This window comes from Ruegeria sp. HKCCD7251, assembly GCF_013031165.1.
Lineage (GTDB): Bacteria > Pseudomonadota > Alphaproteobacteria > Rhodobacterales > Rhodobacteraceae > Ruegeria.
This window is the reverse complement of the sequence record NZ_WPZC01000002.1, coordinates 141,406-162,045: the sequence shown is the minus strand read 5'-3', so window position 1 is coordinate 162,045 and position 20,640 is coordinate 141,406. Positions and strand designations below refer to the sequence as shown.

Sequence of the window (20,640 nt, the reverse complement as noted above, 5' to 3'; positions counted from 1 at the left end):
CGCTTTGGCAAAAGGAACGCATTGACAATTCGCTCTTGCCCTCCACATTTTGCACCATCATAGAAGGCGCCAAATTCGTCGAGCGAGGTTTTCCCTTAAATGCCTGTAGTTGTTGTAGAATCCCCTGCCAAGGCCAAAACGATCAACAAATATCTTGGCGATGACTACACGGTTCTGGCGTCTTATGGTCACGTGCGTGACCTGCCGCCCAAGGACGGATCGGTCGATCCTGACCACGAATTCTACATGAAATGGGAGGTTGGCAATGACAGCCGCAAGCATGTCAAAGCGATCGCCGACGCGCTGAAAGAGGACAACGCCCTGATCCTCGCCACTGACCCTGATCGTGAGGGCGAGGCAATCAGTTGGCACCTGCAAGAGGCGCTGACCAAGCGCCGCTCGATCAAAAAGGACACGCCGGTCAGCCGCGTGACCTTCAACGCGATCACCAAGGACGCCGTGACCGAAGCGATGCAGAACCCCCGTCAGGTCGATATGCCTTTGGTCGAGGCTTATCTGGCCCGTCGCGCACTGGATTACTTGGTGGGCTTCAACCTGTCCCCCGTCCTGTGGCGTAAGCTGCCCGGTGCGAAATCGGCGGGGCGTGTGCAATCCGTCTGTTTGCGTCTGATCGTCGAGCGCGAGATGGAGATCGAGGCGTTCAAACCGGTTGAATACTGGTCGGTCAAAGCGCTGTTCGAAACGCCGCGTGGTCAGACCTATGAGGCGCGTCTGGTCACTCTGGCCGGGAATAAACTGGATAAGCACGACCTGAAGAACACCACGCAGGCCGAACTGGCCGTTCAGGCAATCACCAGCCGCGCTCTTACCGTGACCTCGGTCGAGGCGAAGCCTGCGGCGCGCAACCCCAGCGCTCCGTTCATGACCTCGACCCTGCAGCAGGAAGCCAGTCGCAAATTCGGCATGGGCGCGCGCCACGCAATGCAAGTGGCGCAGCGGCTGTATGAGGCGGGCTACATTACCTATATGCGGACCGATGGCATCGACATGGCCCCCGAGGCTGTGGCCGCCACCCGCGATACCATCACCGACCGCTATGGCGCGGAATATGTGCCTGACAGCCCCCGCATTTACAAGAATAAGGCCAAGAACGCGCAGGAAGCGCACGAATGTATCCGCCCTACCGACATGTCGCGCGACGCCAACGATTTGAAGGTGACGGATGAGGATCAGCGAAAGCTGTATGATCTGATCTGGAAGCGCACCATCGCCTGCCAGATGGCCGCTGCCCGGCTGGAGCGGACCACCGTTGAGATCGGCAGCGATGATGGTCAGGTCGGCCTACGCGCAACCGGTCAGGTCGTGATGTTTGACGGGTTCATGCGCGTCTATGAGGAAGGCCGCGACGACGTAGCGGATGACGACGACAAGCGCTTGCCACAGATCACGCAGGGCGATCCGGCGCGGTTTGCAAAGGCCTCGCTCAAGGATCAGTTCGCCAAGGCCGAAGACAAAGCAGCGGTTCTGTCTGAAAACGAGGCGGTTCTGGCCCTGCAACATCACACGCAGCCCCCCCCGCGCTATACTGAGGCCACCCTGGTCAAACGAATGGAAGAACTGGGGATCGGGCGCCCCTCCACCTATGCCAGCATCGTGACCACGATTCAGGACCGTGAATATGTGCGCAAGGACAAGAACCGGCTGATCCCCGAGGAAAAAGGCCGGATCGTCACGATCTTTTTGCTGAATTTTTTCCGGCAGTATGTGGGATACGAATTCACCGCCAATCTGGAAGGTGAGCTGGACGATGTCAGCGCGGGCGAGCGTGACTACAAAGACCTGCTGGGCAAGTTCTGGCGCGATTTTTCAGCCGCTATTGGTGAGACATCGGAACTGCGCATTTCCGAAGTGCTGGACAAGTTGGACGAGGCGCTGGCCCCGCAGCTTTATCCACCTCGTGAAGACGGCTCTGATCCCCGTGTCTGCCCGAAATGCGGTGTAGGTCAGCTGCACCTGAAAACCTCGCGCACAGGCGGGTTTGTGGGCTGCGGCAACTATCCGGAATGCACCTATACCCGCCCCATCGCGGGCGAAGGGGCCGAGGGCGATGAGCGCCTGCTGGGTGAAGATGCAGGCGATGAGATCTGGCTGAAATCCGGTCGGTTTGGTCCTTATGTACAGCGCGGCGAACCCACGCCCGAGAACAAAAAGCCCCCCCGTGCGTCCCTCCCCCGTGGGTGGAGCAAGGATGACATGGATCTGGACAAGGCGCTGACACTGTTGTCTTTGCCTCGCCAGATCGGCGAACACCCCGACGGCGGCATGATCAGCACGAATTTCGGACGGTTTGGGCCATATATCATGCACCAACTGCCGGACGAGGCGAAACCAGTCTATGCCAATCTCAAGGATCCGAATGATGTGTTCGAGATCGGGATGAACCGTGCCGTCGAACTGTTGGCCGAGAAACGCGCAAACCCGGGGCGCGGACGGCGCGCGGCGGCAAAACCGCTCAAGGAACTGGGCGATCACCCCGATGGCGGGGCAATGCAAGTGCTGGACGGGCGCTATGGGCCATATGTGAAATGGGAAAAGGTTAATGCAACCATTCCCAAGGACATCAAGCCCGAGGACGTGACGCAGGAAATGGCCATCGAACTGGTCAACGAGCGCGCCGCCAAGAAAGGCACTAAAAAGAAAGCTGCGCCGAAGAAGAAGGCAACGGCCAAGAAGACGACCAAAAAGGCGGCCTCATAGGTAGAAATACCACCACCCCCTTGGATTCGTTGACTTCCCCGTGACGTGGCGGCACAACCTGCCCATCACCATGTCATTGGGGGAGTTTCTTCATGAAAAAAGTCTATGCCAATGCCACCGATGCGCTTGATGGCGTGTTGTCGGATGGCATGCTGATTGCGGCGGGCGGGTTTGGCCTGTGCGGCATTCCCGAGCTTCTGCTGGAAGCAATTAAAGAGTCCGGCGCTCAGGACCTGACATTTGCGTCAAACAACGCGGGTGTTGATGATTTCGGCATCGGTATCCTACTGCAAACCAAGCAGGTCAAGAAAATGATCAGCTCTTACGTTGGCGAAAACGCCGAGTTCATGCGTCAGTACCTGGCCGGAGAGCTTGAGCTAGAGTTCAACCCGCAGGGCACTCTGGCTGAGCGTATGCGCGCTGGTGGCGCTGGTATCCCCGGTTTCTACACCAAAACCGGCGTGGGCACCGTGATCGCCGAAGGGAAAGAGCACAAAGACTTCAACGGCGAGACTTACATCATGGAGGAAGGCATCTTTGCCGACCTCGCGATCGTCAAGGCGTGGAAGGCCGACGACACTGGCAACCTGATCTTCCGCAAGACTGCGCGTAACTTTAACGTCCCCGCCGCGACTTGCGGCAAGATCTGCGTGGCCGAAGTTGAAGAGATTGTCCCACGTGGTTCCTTGGACCCCGACGCCATCCACCTGCCCGGCATTTATGTGCACCGCATCATTCAGGGTAGCCACGAAAAGCGCATAGAACAGCGCACCACCCGCAAGAAGGAGGACGCATAATGCCTTGGGACCGAAATCAGATGGCCGCCCGCGCAGCGCAAGAGCTGGAAGACGGCATGTATGTAAACCTCGGGATCGGAATTCCGACGCTGGTGGCGAACTATGTCGGCGACAAGGACATCACTCTGCAATCGGAAAATGGCATGCTGGGCATGGGCCCCTTCCCGTTCGAGGGCGAAGAAGACCCCGACCTGATCAACGCAGGCAAGCAGACGATCACCGAACTGTCCCGCACATCTTATTTCGACAGCGCCACATCCTTTGGCATGATCCGGGGTGGCAAAATCGCCGCTGCCGTGCTGGGCGCGATGGAGGTTGACGAAGAGGGCGATCTGGCCAACTGGATGATCCCCGGCGTACTGGTCAAAGGCATGGGCGGCGCGATGGACCTTGTGGCCGGCGTTGGCCGGGTGATCGTGGTGATGGATCACACCAACAAGCACGGCAAGTCCAAGCTGCTGAAGAAATGCACCCTGCCCCTGACCGGCAAAAAGGTGGTGAACCGAATTATCACCAATCTGGGCGTTCTGGATGTCGTGGACGGTGGGCTAAAGATCGTCGAGACCGCCGAGGGCGTTACCGAAGACGAAATTCGAAGCGCCACCGAAGCAACCATCGTCAACTGACAAGCATCAAGGAAAAGGCCCACCAGAACGGCGGGCCTTTTTTAGTTCTGCGTCTGGAACACGCACCCGTCCGAGATCAGCTCAGGCGGCGTGGAACACAAAGCCCGTGCTATCTGAAACGCGGCCAGCACTTTGGGAACGTAATTGCGCGTCTCGGAATAAGGTGGGACCCCACCGTGTTTGCGTACCGCGCCTTCACCGGCGTTGTATCCGGCAAGAACGAGGATGGGATCGTTCCCGAACTCTTCCATCAACCAGTTCAGGTATTTCACACCGCCAGAGATATTCTGGCCCGGGTGGAAGCTGTCTTTCACGCCAAACCGTCTGGCCGTCGCAGGCATCAATTGCATCAGGCCCTGCGCCCCGGCGGAACTGACCGCATCCGAACGGCCCGCGGATTCCACGGAAATCACAGCCAGCACCAAGGCGGGTGAGACATTCGTGCCGACGGTGGAGCGAAGAATCTCAATCCCCTGCTGCTGCGCAATGTTCTGAAGCGTCTGCAATCGGGGCGAGGCGACATTGATCGCAGCCAGCGCGTTTATCGCCTCATCCAGGCGTCCCGCGCCAGATCGCGCCAAGTCGGGCGAAATCTTTTCCCAGAACTCCTTGTAGGAACCGGTGGGCTTTTCGGCCCCTCCCGGCAGGCTAGGGGGCGCAACACGAGTCCGCGCAATAATCTCGGGAACAGCGATCTCGGTTCCAGTACTTGGAGCGAAAGGCGCTGTGGCATGTTCCTCGGGCGAGATTTGAACCGTGATCTTAGGGCGCGTACCCGGCTTTGGCGCTTTGACTCGTTTATATACGCCTCTTGGTTCTACGGATTGCGCAACAACAGGTGCAGGGCTGAAAAACAACGCAGCCACAACACCGACGCAGAATATTGCGTCCCTGAGATTCATTTTGCCCGCCTCATGCATTTATCTTTTGATTGATTTGAACCCCAGAACCGGCCCCAAAACCAGAAAAACCACCGGAATTGGGGCATTTTCGCCTCATTTGGCGCAATTTTGCATCGGGCGAATGGGTCGCCTCAACTAATTTCGCATTTTTTATCTTTATATTTCAGTGGCTTGACAAAAAAATTACCGGAAAGTTAACATTCGGCGAAAAAAAAATGGTTTTGGCCCAATTCCTGCCACGCACGCCAGTCAAACATAATGCCATACCGAGACGGTCAAGAGCGGACTGAGAGACGAAGCTCTGTAAGACGCCGAGGTTTAACAGACTATTTTGATCCTTTAGGAGGGACGTAACATGATCAAGTTCATCAAGAACTTCCGCAAAGACGAAGACGGCGCCGTAACAGTTGACTGGGTCGTTCTGACCGCAGCTATCGTTGGCCTGGCAGCCGTTGCTTACACCCAGGTTGGCGCAGGTACTTCGGACCTGGCCGGCGAAATCGACACGGCTCTGTCGGGTGTATCCGTAAGCGTTCCGGCAATTGGCGGCGCAGCAAGCAACTAATAGCCCGAACAGCATTTTAAGAGGGGTCGCGTTCGTCAGATTGCGACCCTTTTTTTATCTCAAAAAGCTGGATTGAAAAATGAACAGAATCGCAAAATATCTATTTGGTGAAGATGGGGCCATCACCGCCGACTGGGTTCTTTTGACGGCGGGTCTGGTCGGCTTTGGCGCAATTATCTTCGTAAACCTTTCTCCATCCATTCAACACGTGGACAATCAAACCGGCAATGCGCTCAGAGGTGCCGAGGTGCGAGACCCCAGTTTTCAGATACCCGTATCCGAGTAACGCTTGATTGGATCGACCGAAAATCCACGGACGCAAAAAAAATCAAGGATTGTCCCCCTTTTCGACACAATTCACGATTAGCGAGGGATGAGCTGACGCGCATTCGTTGCGACGTCATGAGTAAACAGAATAAGCGAGGGGACGCGAATGCGTGCAGTATTTGGACTAGTCCTGATTATCGGGGTGGCTCTGGCCGGTGGCGCAGTCTATTTGGCACAAGACTACATCTCCAAAACTCAGGCTGAACTTGAAAAAGAGAAGCGCGCCGCGCAGGACGCGCTTGCGAATGTAAAGACAATCACAACAATTGACGTCTTGGTCTCGAACCGCGCGCTGAAATACGGCGAGCGCCTGACCGAGGAAGACATCCGCGTTGTGCAATGGCCTGAAGATGCGATTCCCGAAGGCACCTTTTTGGGATTGGCGGAATTGTTTCCCGAAGACAAAAAAGGCGACCGCTTTGTCCTGAGAGCAATGGAAAAGGACGAAGCCCTGATGGAAGTCAAGGTGACCAAGCCCGGAGAATCGGCTGGCCTGACTTCGCGTATTGAAAAAGGGAAACGCGCTTTTGCAATCAGTGTTGATGTTGCATCGGGTGTATCGGGTTTCCTGCGTCCGGGTGACAATGTCGACGTTTACTGGACGGGATCGGTGAGTGGTGCAATCGCTGGCAACAGCGGTGAAATCACGCGGCTGATTCAAACCAACATTGAACTTATTGCGGTTGATCAAAAGGCGGGCTCCGACCTAACAGGTGCAACCATCGCGCGCACCGTCACGGTCGCGGCGACGCCTGAACAAATTGCTGCCCTGGCACAGGCGCAGAACACAGGTCGACTGTCTCTGGCACTGGTAGGAGTTCAGGACGAAACCGTCGCAAGCGCGGTTGAAGTGGACCAGAGAAAGCTGTTGGGAATCAAAGAAGCCGCCCCTGCTCCGGTGCAAGTCCAGGAAGAAGTTTGCACGGTAAATACCCGGCGCGGAGGAGAGATCGTGAAAACAGTGATTCCCTGCACAAACTGACGCCAAAACAGCGATTTAGACGTACAAGCCGCGCATCTTGCGCGGCTTGTGTTACTTTGGATGTTGCGCATTATCCACATAAGGAAAATTCCAGAAACCATTGATTATTGCAATAAATTCACAAGTCGCGCAGTGTTAACTGGCATAAGGCACTAGACCTACAACGAGGCGTGATCGGAGAGGCAGGTCACATGAAAATACAATCTTGGATTAGCGCGACCCTTTTGGGGTTGGCGCTTGTAATGAGTTCCGTCGGCGATGCCGCCTGGGCTCAAAGTCTGCGCGTGGTTAAGAAGGGTACGGCGGAAACGCTCGATGTCCCAATGAACCGCGCCATTGTCGTAGAGAGTGAGGAACCGTTTGCCGAACTCAGCATCGCCAACGCCGGCATTGCTGATATTTCGTCGCTTTCGGACCGCACGATTTATGTTTTGGGTAAAGCCCCCGGCTTGACCACCCTGACGCTGTTTGACGGGGCGGGCAACTTGCTTGCCAACGTTCGCGTCCGCGTATCTCCGGACGTTTCGGAGTTTAAAGAGCGTCTGCGGCAGATCCTGCCAAGCGAACCGATCGAGGTCCGCACGGCAAATGACGGGATCGTGCTGTCCGGCACTGTTTCCAGCTCGGCCAAACTGGCCCGGGCACTGGAACTGGCAGAGCGCTACGCGCCCGAGCGTGTTTCGAACTTGATGTCGGTTGGCGGCGTTCAGCAGGTCATGCTGAAGGTACGCTTCGCCGAAATGAGCCGTTCAATCGCAAAAAGCCTTACAGCATCGCTGGGCTTTGGCGGTAGCGACGTAACGGGTGGTTTCAACACCTTGAACAACGCTTTGTCGCTACAAAACGCGATCAACAACAACATTCCGGTGTCTCAGACCAACACAGGCGCGATCCTGTTCGGTTTTGGTGCCGGTTCGACGCAAGTTCGCCTGTTGTTGGAAGCACTTGAGGCAAAGGGCCTGGCGCGCAGCCTGGCGGAACCCAACCTGTCTGCCCTGTCCGGGCAGGAAGCTGAGTTCCTCGCGGGTGGCGAAGTACCAATTCCGGTCCCTGCCGATGACGGCAACATCGCGATCGAGTATCGGGCCTTCGGTGTTCAGATTATCTTTACTCCGCGCGTTGTGGACGGTGATCTGATCAACCTTGAGATGGGCACATCTGTTTCAAGTATCGACAATAACTCGGACTTTACGATTGCAGGTAACAATGTTCCTTCGTTCGTTGCACGTCGGACCAAAACAACGGTCGAACTGCGCGACGGTGAAAGCTTTGCAATCGCGGGCCTGATCCAAGACGACTTTGCGGACCTGAACAACCAGGTGCCGTGGCTGGGCGACGTCCCCGTTCTTGGTGCCCTGTTCCGCAGCGCCGAGTATCAGCGTCAGCAAACCGAATTGGTCGTCATCGTAACCGCACACCTGGTGTCGCCGACTCGCGGTGAAGCTCTTGCTCTGCCGACGGATCGGGTCAAACCGCCAAGCGAGTTCGATCTGTTCATCAACGGCCGGACCGCAAGAACCGAACGTCTGGGTTCCGGTGGTGCGTCTGAAGTCGCCAAGCAAGACTTCGGTAGCTCATACGGCTACGTGCTGGAATGATAAGGAGGATAGGACCAATGCAGAAGTGGATCATCACACTGGGTCTTTCGGTCGCTGTCGCCGCATGTACGCGTGAGGCCGGATATGAAGTTGACCAAGGTGCGTTCGGAAATGCGACCCTGAACAATTCGCAAGTCATGACTGGCGAATTGACATATGCCCAAATCCTGGGCCGTAGGTTCGCAGCCGAAGTTCCGACGCAGATCAACTTTGCCTTTGACAGCGCGCAGTTGGATGCCAGCGCACAGCGCATCCTGCTGCGGCAGGCAGACTGGATCAAACAGTTCCCCGAAGCGCGCTTCCGCGTTTACGGTCATACGGATGCTGTTGGATCCCAGTCCTACAACCAAAGCCTCGGCCAGCGTCGTGCAGACGCAGCGGTTGCCTTCCTGACACGTCAGGGCATCTCGCGGTCGCGACTGGAAGCCGTTGTTTCCTTTGGCAAAACTCGACCCTTGATCGACACGCCGAACAGAGACCGCCGCAACCGGCGTACGGTTACAGAGGTTTCAGGCTTTGTTGATCGCGCACCTCAGCTGTTGGATGGCAAGTACGCAGAAGTCATCTATCGCGAGTATGTCGAGAGCGCGACCAACCTGAGCTACATCACTGATGTAGACGCGACAGACATCTCTGAATAATCTTTTGAATTGGGCGACATCGTCGCCCAATTCCCAACAATTGGTTCTTTTGCGCCTAATTCTTGCCTAAGTTCCAAGCCACATTTTCAACAATTGGGTGAACTGCGACCGGATAAGGCCGCAACAGGGCAACAGAAGCCTGACCGGACCATTTGGTTCGCGAAGGTTGCTGCCCTCTCGACGAGGACTGTGTTAATGACCAGCGCAACGACGCAAGATGATAAAACCGCTATTCTGGCCTGCACAATAAGCCGGGATGTCCAGAATTTTGATCTTCTGATCGAAGACATGGAAGCCGCTTTGGGTGAGCGTTGGGGCGACTTGGGGTTTGCCGAGGCTTTGGCCTTTTTTGGACAGCCTGAAGCCGATCACCTTGAGTTCGTTGCCCTAGCTATTGACGGCGAAGACGAAGACAACCTTACCCTGATGGGTGAGATCATCACGCAGGCCAAGGAAAAGAAGATCAAAGTTGTCCTGATTGCCGAGGACGTGACGCCAGCTTCATTGCACCAGTTGCTGCGCAAGGGCGCGGATGAATTTGTCCCCTACCCTTTGCCAGAAGGCGAGTTGCAGGAAGCAATCGAGCGTATGAACAAGCCCGACCCGGTCGTTTTGGCGCAGGAAGCGGCCGTTTCGCTAGCGCAGGGCGAATCAAAAGAAGGCGCTTTGTTTGTGACCCACGGTCTGGCCGGTGGCGTCGGTTCGACGACTCTGGCGGTAAACCTGGCTTGGGAGTTGGCTTCGATTTCGGAAAAAGAGGCCCCGTCTGTCTGCCTGATCGACCTGGACCTGCAATACGGCACTGTTTCGACCTATCTGGATCTGCCGCGCCGGGAAACTGTTTTTGAGATGCTCTCGGACACGGCGTCAATGGACGATGATGTGTTCTCGCAAGCCCTTCAAACTTATGAAGAAAAAATGCAGGTCCTGACGGCACCGTCTGATATGGTCCCGCTGGATCTGATCACATCAGAGGATATTCAGCGCGTCATTGATACGGCTCGCCGGCACTTTGACTATGTGGTTGTGGACATGCCCACAACACTGGTCCAGTGGTCCGAAACCGTTCTGCAAGCTGCACATGTGTATTTCGCATTAATTGAACTGGATATGCGGTCCGCGCAGAACGCTTTGCGCCTGAAACGGGCACTTCAAGCCGAAGAGCTTCCATTCAACAAGCTGCGTTTTGCGATGAACCGTGCGCCTAAATTCACGGATCTGAACGGAAAAAGCAGGATCAAACGCATGGGCGAGAGCCTTGGCATTTCGATCGACCTGCAATTGCCCGATGGCGGAAAGCCGGTGATGCAAAGTGGCGACCATGGTCTGCCGCTGGCCAGTTCTGCCGCCAAGAACCCGCTACGTCGCGAAATTGCGAAGCTTGCGAAATCTCTTCACAGCCTGGGCAGCAGCAGCGCCGAGGCCGCATAACACAATCCCAAAGGGAGAGCCGCCGTGTTTTCAAGATACAAGAAACAGCCCGAAGCGCAGCCGGTTCAACCGGCGGAACAAGCGCAAGCCGCAGCGCCCAAACCCGCTGCTGAACAGGTCCCTTCCGCGAATGCCATCGCGCGTCGCCCTGTGAAAAAGAAGGCAGCAGAGCCTGCAGCCTCTGATCGCGAGCGCAAACGCAAAGAGCGCCTTGGCGAGATCAAGATCGAGTTGCACCGCGAACTTCTTGAAAACCTCAACCTCGCGGCGCTTGAAAACGCAGGCGAATCCGAACTGCGCGCTGAAATTAGCGCAATTGCCAGCGAAGTTCTGGAACTCAAGAACATCGTTCTAAACCGCGAGGACAGATCGCAGCTTAACAAGGAACTGTACGACGAAGTTACAGGACTTGGTCCTTTGGAGGCGTTGCTGCAAGACGATACGGTCAACGATATCCTGGTAAACGGACCTCAGCAGATTTTTGTTGAGCGTGCGGGCAAGCTGGAAATCAGCGACATCACGTTCAAAGATGAAAAGCACCTGATGCGGATTATCGACAAGATCGTGTCCGCTGTGGGTCGTCGCGTAGATGAATCCAACCCATATGTTGACGCCCGTCTTGCCGATGGTTCGCGTTTCAACGCAATGGTTCCTCCGATTGCCGTTGATGGTTCTTTGGTTTCCATTCGTAAGTTCAAAAAGGACAAACTGGGGATTGACGATCTGGTCAATTTCGGAGCGTTCACCGAAGAAATGGCCGCCTATCTGCAGGCAGCGGTTTCAACCCGCCTGAATGTCATCGTTTCTGGCGGTACGGGTTCCGGTAAAACGACAACGCTGAACGCCCTGTCCAGCTTTATCGACGATGCCGAACGTATCCTGACCATCGAGGATACCGCGGAACTTCAGTTGCAACAGACCCATGTGGGCCGGATGGAAAGCCGCCCACCGAACGTGGAAGGCAAAGGCGAAGTCAGCCCGCGCGACTGTCTGAAAAACGCCCTGCGTATGCGCCCCGACCGCATCATCGTGGGCGAGACGCGTGGCGCCGAGGTCATCGACATGCTGCAGGCCATGAACACCGGTCACGACGGCTCGATGACTACGATCCACGCCAACTCGGCCCGCGACGGTATTTCACGTTTGGAAAACATGATCGCAATGGCCGGTATCGAAATGCCCATCAAGGCGGTCCGCAGCCAGATTTCATCTGCTGTGAACCTGATCGTACAGGCCAGCCGCCTACAGGACGGCTCGCGCCGGATGACCTCGATCACCGAGATCACCGGCATGGAAGGCGATGTGATCTCGATGCAGGAAATCTTTAAGTTTCAACGCGTTGGATTGACCCCAGACAACAAGATCATTGGTCATTTCACAGCAACCGGCGTTCGCAGCCACTTTTCGGAACGCTTCCGTTTGTGGGGCTTTGACCTGCCCCCGTCCATTTACGAACCAACGACGATGTAAGGAGAGCCAGATATGCAACTGCCGTTAGAGGCCCTTATCTATGTTGTTATCTTCGTCGCTGTTCTGGCGTTGGTCGAAGGTATCTATCTTGTCGCATTCGGCAAATCCATCAGTCTGAACAGCCGGGTCAACCGGCGCCTCGACATGCTGGACAAAGGTGTCGGGCGCGAACAGGTTCTAGAGCAGCTGCGGAAAGAAATGCAGCAGCACATGAAAACCCAGAGCATCCCGCTCTACTCTCTGCTGGCTGACAAGGCGCAGAAAGCTGCGATTGCATTTTCACCCCATCAGCTGATCGTGATAATGGCATTGTTGTCGGGGTTTGCGTTTGTTGGGCTGAGTATCGGCACAGCAACAGACACTTACCTTCGCATTGCAATCTCGATCGCAATCGGTGTCGGTGGCGTCTATGCATGGGTGAACCACAAGGCGTCGAAACGGATGGCCCTGCTGGAAGAGCAGTTGCCTGACGCCGTGGAATTGATGGTACGTTCGCTGCGCGTTGGTAACCCTTTTGTGTCTACGATCCAGATCGTTGCAAACGAAGTTCAGGATCCTCTGGCCACCGAATTCGGCGTGATTGCAGACGAGTGTGCCTATGGTCGAGACGTCGGCGAAGCCCTGAAGGACCTGGCCGAGCGTCTGGATATGCAGGACTTGCGCTTCTTGTCTGTGGCCGTGGGAATTCAGCAGCAATCAGGTGGTAACCTTGCCGAAATTCTGGCTGGTCTGGCCCAGGTGATCCGGGCGCGCTTTCGGCTGTTCCGCCGCGTTAAGGCAATCACTGCCGAGGCAAAATGGTCCGGCAAGTTCCTATCCGGTTTCCCGGTCTTCTGTCTGATTTTCATTCTGGTGAAAGACCCGGGTTACTATGACGATGTTCTGGACCACGCATGGTTCATTCCCGGCTGTTTCTTCGTTGGGATCATGCTGACGCTGAACCTGATCGTCATGCGCATTCTCACAAACATTAAGGTCTGAGGTAAGTATCATGGAGTTCTTGGCTCAAATTAACGACCTGCTGAAAGATAACCTGGGTGAATTCGGGCCCTTGATCGTCGTCGGCGTGCTGGGGGTCTTTATGATCCTGGTTGCGGTTCCGCTGATGATCAATCAGCCTGAAGATCCTCTTAAAAAACTTCAGCGATCTAACGCGGCTCCGAAGAAGGGCAAAAAGGAAAAGCGGGACAAGTTGCGTAATGCAAGTCGCAACGAACAGCTTGAAAAGTTTGCGACATTTCTTGAACCGCAAAACGAAGAAGAACTGTCGGCCATGCAGCTTAAGCTGCGTCAGGCCGGATATCACTCAAAGGATGCCGTCCGATTCTTTCACTTTGCCCAATTCGCGCTGGGGATCGTCGGTATCCTGATCGGTGTGATGTTGGTGACAGTGCTGGCCGGGGACGAGGAATTCACACCCTCGCAAATGGCAATTCGTGTGATCATTCCGGCAACCGCAGCCTATTTCCTGCCGCGCTACTGGATCACACGCCGCGTAGCCGAGCGGGAAGAGGCGATCGTTGCCGGTTTCCCCGATACGCTGGACCTCATGCTGGTTTGCGTTGAGGCCGGGCAGTCTCTGGACCAGGCCATCGTCCGAGTGGCAACTGAAATGAAAGCTTCCTACCCTGATATTGCACAGGAATTCGAAGTCGTTGCCTACGAGCTTAAGGCAGGTAAGGATAAAGACACCGTCCTGCGCGACTTTGGCACGCGCTGTGGGGTGCAGGATGTCAGCTCTTTTGTTACGGTGATGATCCAATCGGCAACCTTTGGTACGTCAATTGCCGAGGCTTTGCGGGTTTACGCCAGCGAAATGCGTGACAAACGCGTGATGCGCGCTGAAGAGGCCGCTAACAAGTTGCCAACCAAAATGACACTTGCCACAATGATGCTGACGGTGCCGCCGTTGCTGGTCATTCTTGTTGGACCTTCGGCAAAGGGCATCGCAGACTTCGCAGGTGGCAACTAGGGGAGCCTTCAGCCCTATGATTTCAACAAGCAGGTGCGTCCAACTCGGGATTCGCCGCGCACTAGGGGCCGCTATGGTGATGACCATGGTGGCCTCTTGCACGGAAACCAGCGTTTCGGACCAGTTGGATCCACCGGGTATTGATCCGAAGGGGCAAGTTGAAGACCCGTTGGTCGTGGGCAATCGCCTTTTGGTGGCCGGAGAATATGACCTGGCGCTAGATTCATTTGCCCGCGCGGCCTTGGATCAAGGTATGACACCGGAAATCATGGCGGCGATGGGCACCGCAAACCTTGGCCTCAGGCAGCTCAAGCCGGCTGAAACCCTGCTGCGTCGTGCCGTCGCCGATGAACCAGACTGGCCGGTGGCGTGGAATAATCTGGGCGTTATTCTGGTGGAAAAAGGCGAATACCCCGAAGCAGCGCAGGTCTTTCGGCGCGCCTTTGCATTGGACAATGGCGAAAGTGACGCAATTCGCGACAATCTTCGCTTAGCACTCGCAAAAATGGAAAATCCTGTTAATACTACACCCGAAGAACAAGAATACACACTGGAGCAGCAAGGCGACGGGCAATTCAAGCTGCGCAAGCTCCCGTAACTTAGGCAAGAGCAGTAAGGGACGCAAAATGCGCCAACAATTCTTGATTCCGGCAATGGTTCTGTGCGGGCTGACCCTGTCTGCCTGTGAAAAAGAAACCGAAGAGGAAAAGGTCGCGAAGACGTTTCAGGAAGTGAACGTCATCGACGAGACAAACCTGAACGAAGTTCTGCTGACGGCGGCCGACCCGAATGAGGCTGTGACCTATTTCCAAGGTGCGGCTGCCAAAAATCCCGGCCGTATCGACCTGCAGCGCGGTTTGGCAATTTCGCTGGCACGCGCCAAACGCACGACCGAAGCAGCCGCCGCATGGAAAAAAGTGACAACCATGAAAGGTGCGGCCAACGTCGACAAGGTCGAATATGCCGACGCGCTTGTGCGTTCGGGCAACTGGACACAGGCAAAAACGGTTCTGGATTCCATCCCGCCAACGTACGAAAGCTTCAAGCGCTACCGCCTCGAGGCTGTCGTTGCGGATTCCAAACAAGATTGGAAGCGTGCGGATCATTTCTATGAAACTGCTGTCGGGCTGACCACGCGCCCCGGAAGCGTCATGAACAACTGGGGATACTCCAAGCTGTCTCGTGGCGAATTCGAGGAGGCCGAGCGTCTGTTCACAGAAGCCATTCGTCAGGACAACACTTTGTTTACTGCCAAGAACAACCTTGTTCTGGCGCGTGCGGCACAGGGAAACTACAGCATGCCTGTTGTCCCCCTGACGCAGGCGGAACGTGCTATGTTGCTGAATACGATGGGGATTTCTGCGGTCAAGCAGGGTGACGTCACGACGGCCAAGAACCTGTTCCGTGAAGCGATCGCGACGCATCCACAGCATTTCGAAGAAGCTGTCCGCTCGCTCCGGGCGCTCGAGGAAGCCTGATTGATGAGCATTCCCGCACTTGCCGCGGGCTGGTTCTTACCGTTTGTTCTGCCGATCTGCTTTTACGTGGCCTTCACAGACTTGCGTGACATGCTGATCAAGAACCACGCGGTGATCACGCTGGCCTTGGTTTTTGTTGTCGTAGGTCTGTTTGTTCTGCCGCCTTGGTCAACCGAATGGACCACTGGTTGGGTCGGCCCGTTTACCATCACGTTGCCCCCGTATGTTTGGCAATTGCTGCATATCGTGGTTGTCCTGATCCTTGGAATCTTCTTCAACGCGGCGGGCCTTATGGGGGCCGGCGACGCCAAATTTCTGGCGGCGGCTTCTGCATTTATCTGGCCGGGGGATTACATGACAGCGACCATGATCCTAGTATCCACGACACTGGCCGCGTTTGTAACCCACCGGCTTGCCAGAAACACAGCCCTTAGAGCCATTGCTCCTGATTGGGAGAGTTGGAACCGCGCCAAGCAGTTCCCAATGGGCTTTTCGCTGGGCGGCGGATTGGCCATCTATTTGATGTTGGGGACTGTTTACGGGTCGTAAACTATCATCAGACCGCCTTTTCCCTGCCTTGGTGATGACACAAAGCAGGACCAGATTTTCCGCAAGTGGCCCGGCATCGGGCAATTGGCGTGAATACTGGATAAGACGGGCGACGCTCATGAATATGCAGACGACTACGGTAATGGCCCCTCCTGCCCCCAAAGGGTTGGGTGAAATGCAGCTTCCCATCGTCATGATGCGGGACATCCTGCTGAAGACAATTTTCCGCAAAAACGTGGATACTGTGTCCGAGGTTGCCGCGGCAGTGTGTTTGCCCGGTTCGGTAACGCAGGAATTGATCGACATCGCGCGCGAACAAAAGCTTCTTGAGGCAACCGGTACGCTGAACGCGAACAGTGGCAACGAAATGGGATACCAACTGACGGATGCTGGCAAGGCACGTGCCTTGGACGCGCTAAGCCAGTCGGAATATTTTGGCGCAATGCCGGTCCCGCTGGATGTGTACCGCGAACAGGTCAAGCGCCAGTCGATCCGGAACATTCAGGTCACGCGTGATCAACTGATCGGAGCCATGGGGCATCTGGTTCTTCCCGACAGCCTTCTGGATCATCTGGGCCCTGCGGTCAGCGCGGGTCGGTCGATCCTCATGTATGGCCCCCCCGGTAACGGTAAGTCGTCAATCTCGAACGGTATTCGTGATGCTTTGGGGGACAGCGTGTATGTCCCGCGCGCCATTGAATATGCCGGTCAGGTGATCACCGTCTACGACCCGATCGTGCACACCGCGATCGAACAAGAGGCCGACGATCCAAATAGCCTGCGCCGCCGCAAACGGTTCGACACGCGCTATGTTCAATGCGAACGCCCGACTGTTGTCACGGGCGGTGAACTCTCGCTCAGCATGCTGGACCTGGTCTACAACCCCACCGCGCGGACCTATCAGGCCCCGCTGCAGCTTAAATCGACTGGTGGCATCTTTATCGTGGACGATCTTGGGCGTCAGGCTGAACCGCCACAGGCGCTGATCAACCGCTGGATTGTTCCATTGGAAGAAAACAAGGACATCCTCGGCCTGCAATCGGGTGAGAAATTCGAAGTCCCCTTTGACACGCTGGTTATCTTCTCGACCAACTTCCACCCGAATGAAATCTTCGACCAAGCGGCCCTGCGCCGGATTTTCTTCAAGATCAAGATCGACGGTCCAAACCAGGAGAACTTCTTGAAAATCTTTGCCATGGTTGCCCGTAAACGCGGTATGCCGTTGGATGAGGCCGCCTTGGTACATCTGCTAAAAGTCAGATACCCGACCATCAACAATATCTACGCGAACTATCAGCCCATCTTCTTGATCGATCAGATGATCTCAATCTGTGAATTCGAGGGCATCCCCTATCAGATGAGCCCCGACCTGATCGACCGCGCCTGGGCCAACATGTTCGTCAAGGACGAGAAAATCGTCAAATAACGCCGTGCCATTTCGGGGCCGAGCCGAGTAATCTGCGCGTATGACGCAGATTCCCGCCCGGATCACCGACTGGTTCACCGCCAAAGGCTGGTCCATCCATCCGCATCAGCAAGAAATGTTCGACCGGGCCGCTGATCCGGCAACCCTGCTAATTGCGCCCACGGGTGGTGGCAAGACCATGGCTGGCTTCCTGCCGACCCTGTCCGATTTGGCGGCGCGGGATCATGCCGGACTTCACACGATTTATGTCTCGCCCCTCAAGGCGCTGGCCGCTGATATCCGGCGCAACCTGCGCGGCCCGGCGGATGACATCGGGTTGAAAATTCGCATCGAAGACCGGACGGGAGACACCTCGGCCACACAGAAAAAGCGCCAGCGTGTCGACCCGCCGCATATTCTGCTGACCACCCCGGAAAGTCTGGCGCTGCTGACGTCCTATGAAGATGCGCCAAGGATGTTCCAAGGCGTGCAGCGCGTAATCGTTGACGAAATCCACGCGTTGGCCGAAAGCAAGCGCGGGGACCAGTTGATGTTGGCGTTGGCGCGACTGCAAAGCTTCTGCCCAAAATTGCGCCGCGTGGGACTGTCCGCCACCGTTGAAGACCCTGACGCCATCGCGCGATTTCTGGCCCGTCACCCTGACCCCTGCCCTGTTGTTCAGGCTGACCCCGGCCCGGATCCTGACATCCGAATGCTTAAAACGCAGGAAATGCCACCGTGGTCAGGCGGTGGTGCTGCCTATTCCATCCCGGCTGTGCTTGAGCAGATCAAACAGCACAAGACGACGCTGATCTTTCACAACACCCGCGCGCAGGCCGAAATTTTCTTCCACAACCTGTGGCTCGCCAACGAAGACGGCTTGCCAATTGGCATTCACCACGGCAGCCTTGACCGGCAACAGCGTGAACGGGTGGAGGCTGCGATGGTACGCGGCGATCTGCGCGCAATTGTCTGCACGGGCAGCCTTGATCTGGGGATCGACTGGGGGGATGTCGATTTGGTGATCCAGATCGGTGCACCCAAGAACGTCAAACGGCTGGTGCAGCGGATCGGGCGGGCCAATCACCGGTATAACGCACCGTCCAAGGCCCTGCTTGTACCCGCCAACCGCTTTGAAGTGGTCGAATGCATCGCTGCGCTGGAAGCCGCCAAAGCGCACGATCTGGATGGAGAGCCGCAGGGGGCAGGGCCGCGGGACGTGTTGTGCCAGCATATCCTGATCGCTGCGGCTGCTGCCCCATTTGAGGCGGACGCGTTGTTTCAGGAACTGACGACGGCTGGCCCCTACGCTCGACTTGCAAGGACTGAGTTCGATGCCTGTTTGGATTTCTGCGCGACCGGAGGCTATGCCCTGCGCGCGTACGATCGCTGGCAACGCCTGCAACAAAGACCTGATGGCAAATGGCAACTGCGTGACCCGCGTGCCGCGCAGCGTATTCGCATGAATCTCGGGACGATTCAGGACACCGACACGCTGAAAGTACGGCTCAGGCGCAATCGCGGCGGAAAACCACTGGGTGAGGTTGAAGAGGCTTTTGCCGCCTCATTGACCCCCGGTGATACGTTCCTGATCGGTGGACAGATCGTGCGATACGAAGGGTTACGCGACATGACGGTCGAGGTCAGCCGACAAGCAAACCGCAAGCCAAAGATCGCAACATTTTCCGGAACCAAATTTGCCACCTCCACGCAGTTGAGCGACCGCATTCTGCGCTTGTTCGCCCAAGCGGACTGGCCGCAATTGCCTGCGCATACCGCCGACTGGTTGGCCCTGCAGCGCGACATATCCCGATTGCCGCAACGCGACAGGCTGTTGATCGAAAGCTTTCCCAGTGACGGGCGCGAACATCTTTGTGTCTACGGGTTTGCGGGCCGAAACGCACAACAGACGCTTGGGCTACTGCTGACAAAAAGGATGGAGGAAACGGGCCTCGCCCCACTGGGTTTTGTCGCCACTGACTACGCGACGTTGATTTGGGGGCTGGAAGCGGTGACCGACCCCAGCCCCTTGTTCCAAATTGAGGCCTTGCGAGAAGGGCTAGACGTCTGGTTGGCCGGAAACGCCGTGATGAAACGAACCTTTCGAGCGTCAGCAACAATTGCGGGGCTGATCGAACGCAACACAGGCGGCCAGCGCAAAAGCGGGCGGCAGGCGACGTTTTCCTCGGATATCCTCTATGACACGCTTCTGAAATACGATCCTGAGCACCTGTTAATGCAAATCACTCGGGAAGAGGCCATGCGTGGTTTGGTGGATTTTGGACGGATCGAAGCGATGATCGAGCGCATCGGCAACCGGATCGACCTTTTGCGTCTGGAGCGTGTTTCGCCTCTGGCCGCGCCTTTGTTTCTGGAGGTTGGAAAAGTACCCGTCAAAGGAGCCGCCGAAGAACGATTGTTGGAGGAAGAAAGCCTGCGCCTGTTACAAGAGGCAGGGTTGGACCCTGCATAAACCCTCTTGCACAACAGGTTTAAACTCGCAAAGAACACAGCATGAACGACCTGACATTTTCCTTCGCCGGTCAAAGCCTTTGTGCGATGGGATCCGGGGCATTGTGGTGGCCGGATCAAGGCCTGTTATGTGTCTCTGACCTGCATCTTGGTAAATCAGAGCGTTTAGCGCGTCTGGGCGGGCCATCGCTGCCGCCTTATGACAGCCGGGACACACTGTCACGTTTGGCCGCAGATATCGCGCGGACCAATGCCCAAACTGTCATCTGCCTAGGCGACAGCTTTGACGATCTGGAGTCTCTAATTGGTTTGGACCCAGAGGAAAAGATCCGGATTACAACGTTGCAGGCGGGGCGGCGCTGGATTTGGATCGAAGGAAATCACGACCCCGGCCCCGTCGAACTGGGCGGTAGCCATCTGGCCGAGTTTGAGGTTGAGCCTTTGATCTTTCGCCACATCGCGCAGCCCAACGCCAAGGCCGAAGTTTCCGGCCACTACCACCCCAAAGCGCGTCTTCGGGCGCGCGGTAGTTCCATCACCAGACCAGCCTTTCTGACCGACAGTGAGCGGCTGATTTTACCCGCTTACGGAACGTATACGGGTGGGCTTTACAGTACTGCCGAGGTTCTATGCGACCTGATGCAAGATGATGCGATAGCGATTTTGACAGGCACCCACGCGCGGATGATCCCGATGCCACGGTGACG

The 20,640-nt window shown here is 56.3% G+C and carries 19 protein-coding genes; 18 read left to right on the top strand and 1 reads right to left on the bottom strand.

Annotation, left to right across the window (positions count from 1 at the left end):
* Positions 1-99: 99 nt before the first annotated feature.
* From topA to GOX75_RS06925, 3 genes are all read left to right on the top strand, one after another.
* Positions 100-2,718 carry a type I DNA topoisomerase gene (topA, locus tag GOX75_RS06935; RefSeq protein WP_171121863.1) on the top strand — a complete coding sequence of 873 codons (2,619 nt, stop codon included), beginning with the start codon at positions 100-102 and terminating at the stop codon, positions 2,716-2,718.
* Between the two features lie 92 nt (positions 2,719-2,810).
* Positions 2,811-3,515 (top strand): CoA transferase subunit A, encoded by a 705-nt coding sequence (locus GOX75_RS06930; protein ID WP_171121862.1) that lies wholly within the window; start codon positions 2,811-2,813, stop codon positions 3,513-3,515.
* Positions 3,515-4,141, top strand: coding sequence for a CoA transferase subunit B (locus tag GOX75_RS06925; protein ID WP_171121861.1), 627 nt, complete (start codon positions 3,515-3,517; stop codon positions 4,139-4,141). The genes GOX75_RS06930 and GOX75_RS06925 overlap by 1 nt, the downstream gene beginning before the upstream one ends.
* A gap of 41 nt (positions 4,142-4,182) precedes the next feature.
* On the opposite strand, the gene GOX75_RS06920 is transcribed toward GOX75_RS06925, so the two are convergent.
* Positions 4,183-5,043, bottom strand: coding sequence for a lytic transglycosylase domain-containing protein (locus GOX75_RS06920; protein ID WP_171121860.1), 861 nt, complete (start codon positions 5,041-5,043; stop codon positions 4,183-4,185).
* Positions 5,044-5,398: 355 nt separating this feature from the next.
* Between GOX75_RS06920 and GOX75_RS06915 the strand changes: the two genes are divergently transcribed.
* The 15 genes from GOX75_RS06915 to pdeM all read left to right on the top strand — a co-directional run bounded on the left by GOX75_RS06915 (position 5,399) and on the right by pdeM (position 20,638).
* Positions 5,399-5,608 (top strand): Flp family type IVb pilin, encoded by a 210-nt coding sequence (locus tag GOX75_RS06915; protein ID WP_171121859.1) that lies wholly within the window; start codon positions 5,399-5,401, stop codon positions 5,606-5,608.
* A gap of 79 nt (positions 5,609-5,687) precedes the next feature.
* Positions 5,688-5,894: a hypothetical protein gene (locus tag GOX75_RS06910; RefSeq protein ID WP_171121858.1), complete on the top strand. Its 207-nt coding sequence runs from the start codon at positions 5,688-5,690 to the stop codon at positions 5,892-5,894.
* A gap of 147 nt (positions 5,895-6,041) precedes the next feature.
* Complete coding sequence (cpaB, locus tag GOX75_RS06905; protein WP_171121857.1) at positions 6,042-6,917, top strand: Flp pilus assembly protein CpaB; 876 nt, start codon at positions 6,042-6,044, stop codon at positions 6,915-6,917.
* 191 nt (positions 6,918-7,108) lie between these two features.
* A complete protein-coding gene (locus GOX75_RS06900; RefSeq protein ID WP_171121856.1) occupies positions 7,109-8,515 on the top strand; it encodes a type II and III secretion system protein family protein in 1,407 nt (468 codons plus the stop codon).
* A 17-nt stretch (positions 8,516-8,532) separates the two neighbouring features.
* A complete protein-coding gene (locus GOX75_RS06895; protein WP_171121855.1) occupies positions 8,533-9,156 on the top strand; it encodes an OmpA family protein in 624 nt (207 codons plus the stop codon).
* A 195-nt stretch (positions 9,157-9,351) separates the two neighbouring features.
* Positions 9,352-10,587 (top strand): AAA family ATPase, encoded by a 1,236-nt coding sequence (locus GOX75_RS06890; RefSeq protein ID WP_171121854.1) that lies wholly within the window; start codon positions 9,352-9,354, stop codon positions 10,585-10,587.
* Positions 10,588-10,611: 24 nt separating this feature from the next.
* Positions 10,612-12,057, top strand: coding sequence for a CpaF family protein (locus GOX75_RS06885; RefSeq protein ID WP_171121853.1), 1,446 nt, complete (start codon positions 10,612-10,614; stop codon positions 12,055-12,057).
* 12 nt (positions 12,058-12,069) lie between these two features.
* Positions 12,070-13,038, top strand: coding sequence for a type II secretion system F family protein (locus tag GOX75_RS06880; RefSeq protein WP_171121852.1), 969 nt, complete (start codon positions 12,070-12,072; stop codon positions 13,036-13,038).
* Positions 13,039-13,048: 10 nt separating this feature from the next.
* A complete protein-coding gene (locus GOX75_RS06875) occupies positions 13,049-14,029 on the top strand; it encodes a type II secretion system F family protein (RefSeq protein ID WP_171121851.1) in 981 nt (326 codons plus the stop codon).
* A gap of 79 nt (positions 14,030-14,108) precedes the next feature.
* Complete coding sequence (locus GOX75_RS06870) at positions 14,109-14,627, top strand: tetratricopeptide repeat protein (RefSeq protein ID WP_371808329.1); 519 nt, start codon at positions 14,109-14,111, stop codon at positions 14,625-14,627.
* A 28-nt stretch (positions 14,628-14,655) separates the two neighbouring features.
* A complete protein-coding gene (locus tag GOX75_RS06865) occupies positions 14,656-15,507 on the top strand; it encodes a lipopolysaccharide assembly protein LapB (protein ID WP_171121849.1) in 852 nt (283 codons plus the stop codon).
* Positions 15,508-15,510: 3 nt separating this feature from the next.
* The gene (locus tag GOX75_RS06860; RefSeq protein ID WP_171121848.1) at positions 15,511-16,056 is read left to right on the top strand and encodes a prepilin peptidase; all 546 of its coding nucleotides are present in this window, start codon (positions 15,511-15,513) and stop codon (positions 16,054-16,056) included.
* A gap of 118 nt (positions 16,057-16,174) precedes the next feature.
* On the top strand, positions 16,175-17,482 hold the full coding sequence (locus GOX75_RS06855; RefSeq protein ID WP_171121847.1) for an ATPase: 1,308 nt from the start codon (positions 16,175-16,177) through the stop codon (positions 17,480-17,482).
* 40 nt (positions 17,483-17,522) lie between these two features.
* Positions 17,523-19,934 (top strand): ligase-associated DNA damage response DEXH box helicase, encoded by a 2,412-nt coding sequence (locus GOX75_RS06850; protein WP_171121846.1) that lies wholly within the window; start codon positions 17,523-17,525, stop codon positions 19,932-19,934.
* Between the two features lie 41 nt (positions 19,935-19,975).
* Positions 19,976-20,638, top strand: a complete 663-nt coding sequence (gene pdeM, locus GOX75_RS06845) for a ligase-associated DNA damage response endonuclease PdeM (RefSeq protein ID WP_171121845.1) — start codon at positions 19,976-19,978, stop codon at positions 20,636-20,638.
* Positions 20,639-20,640 lie beyond the last annotated feature (2 nt).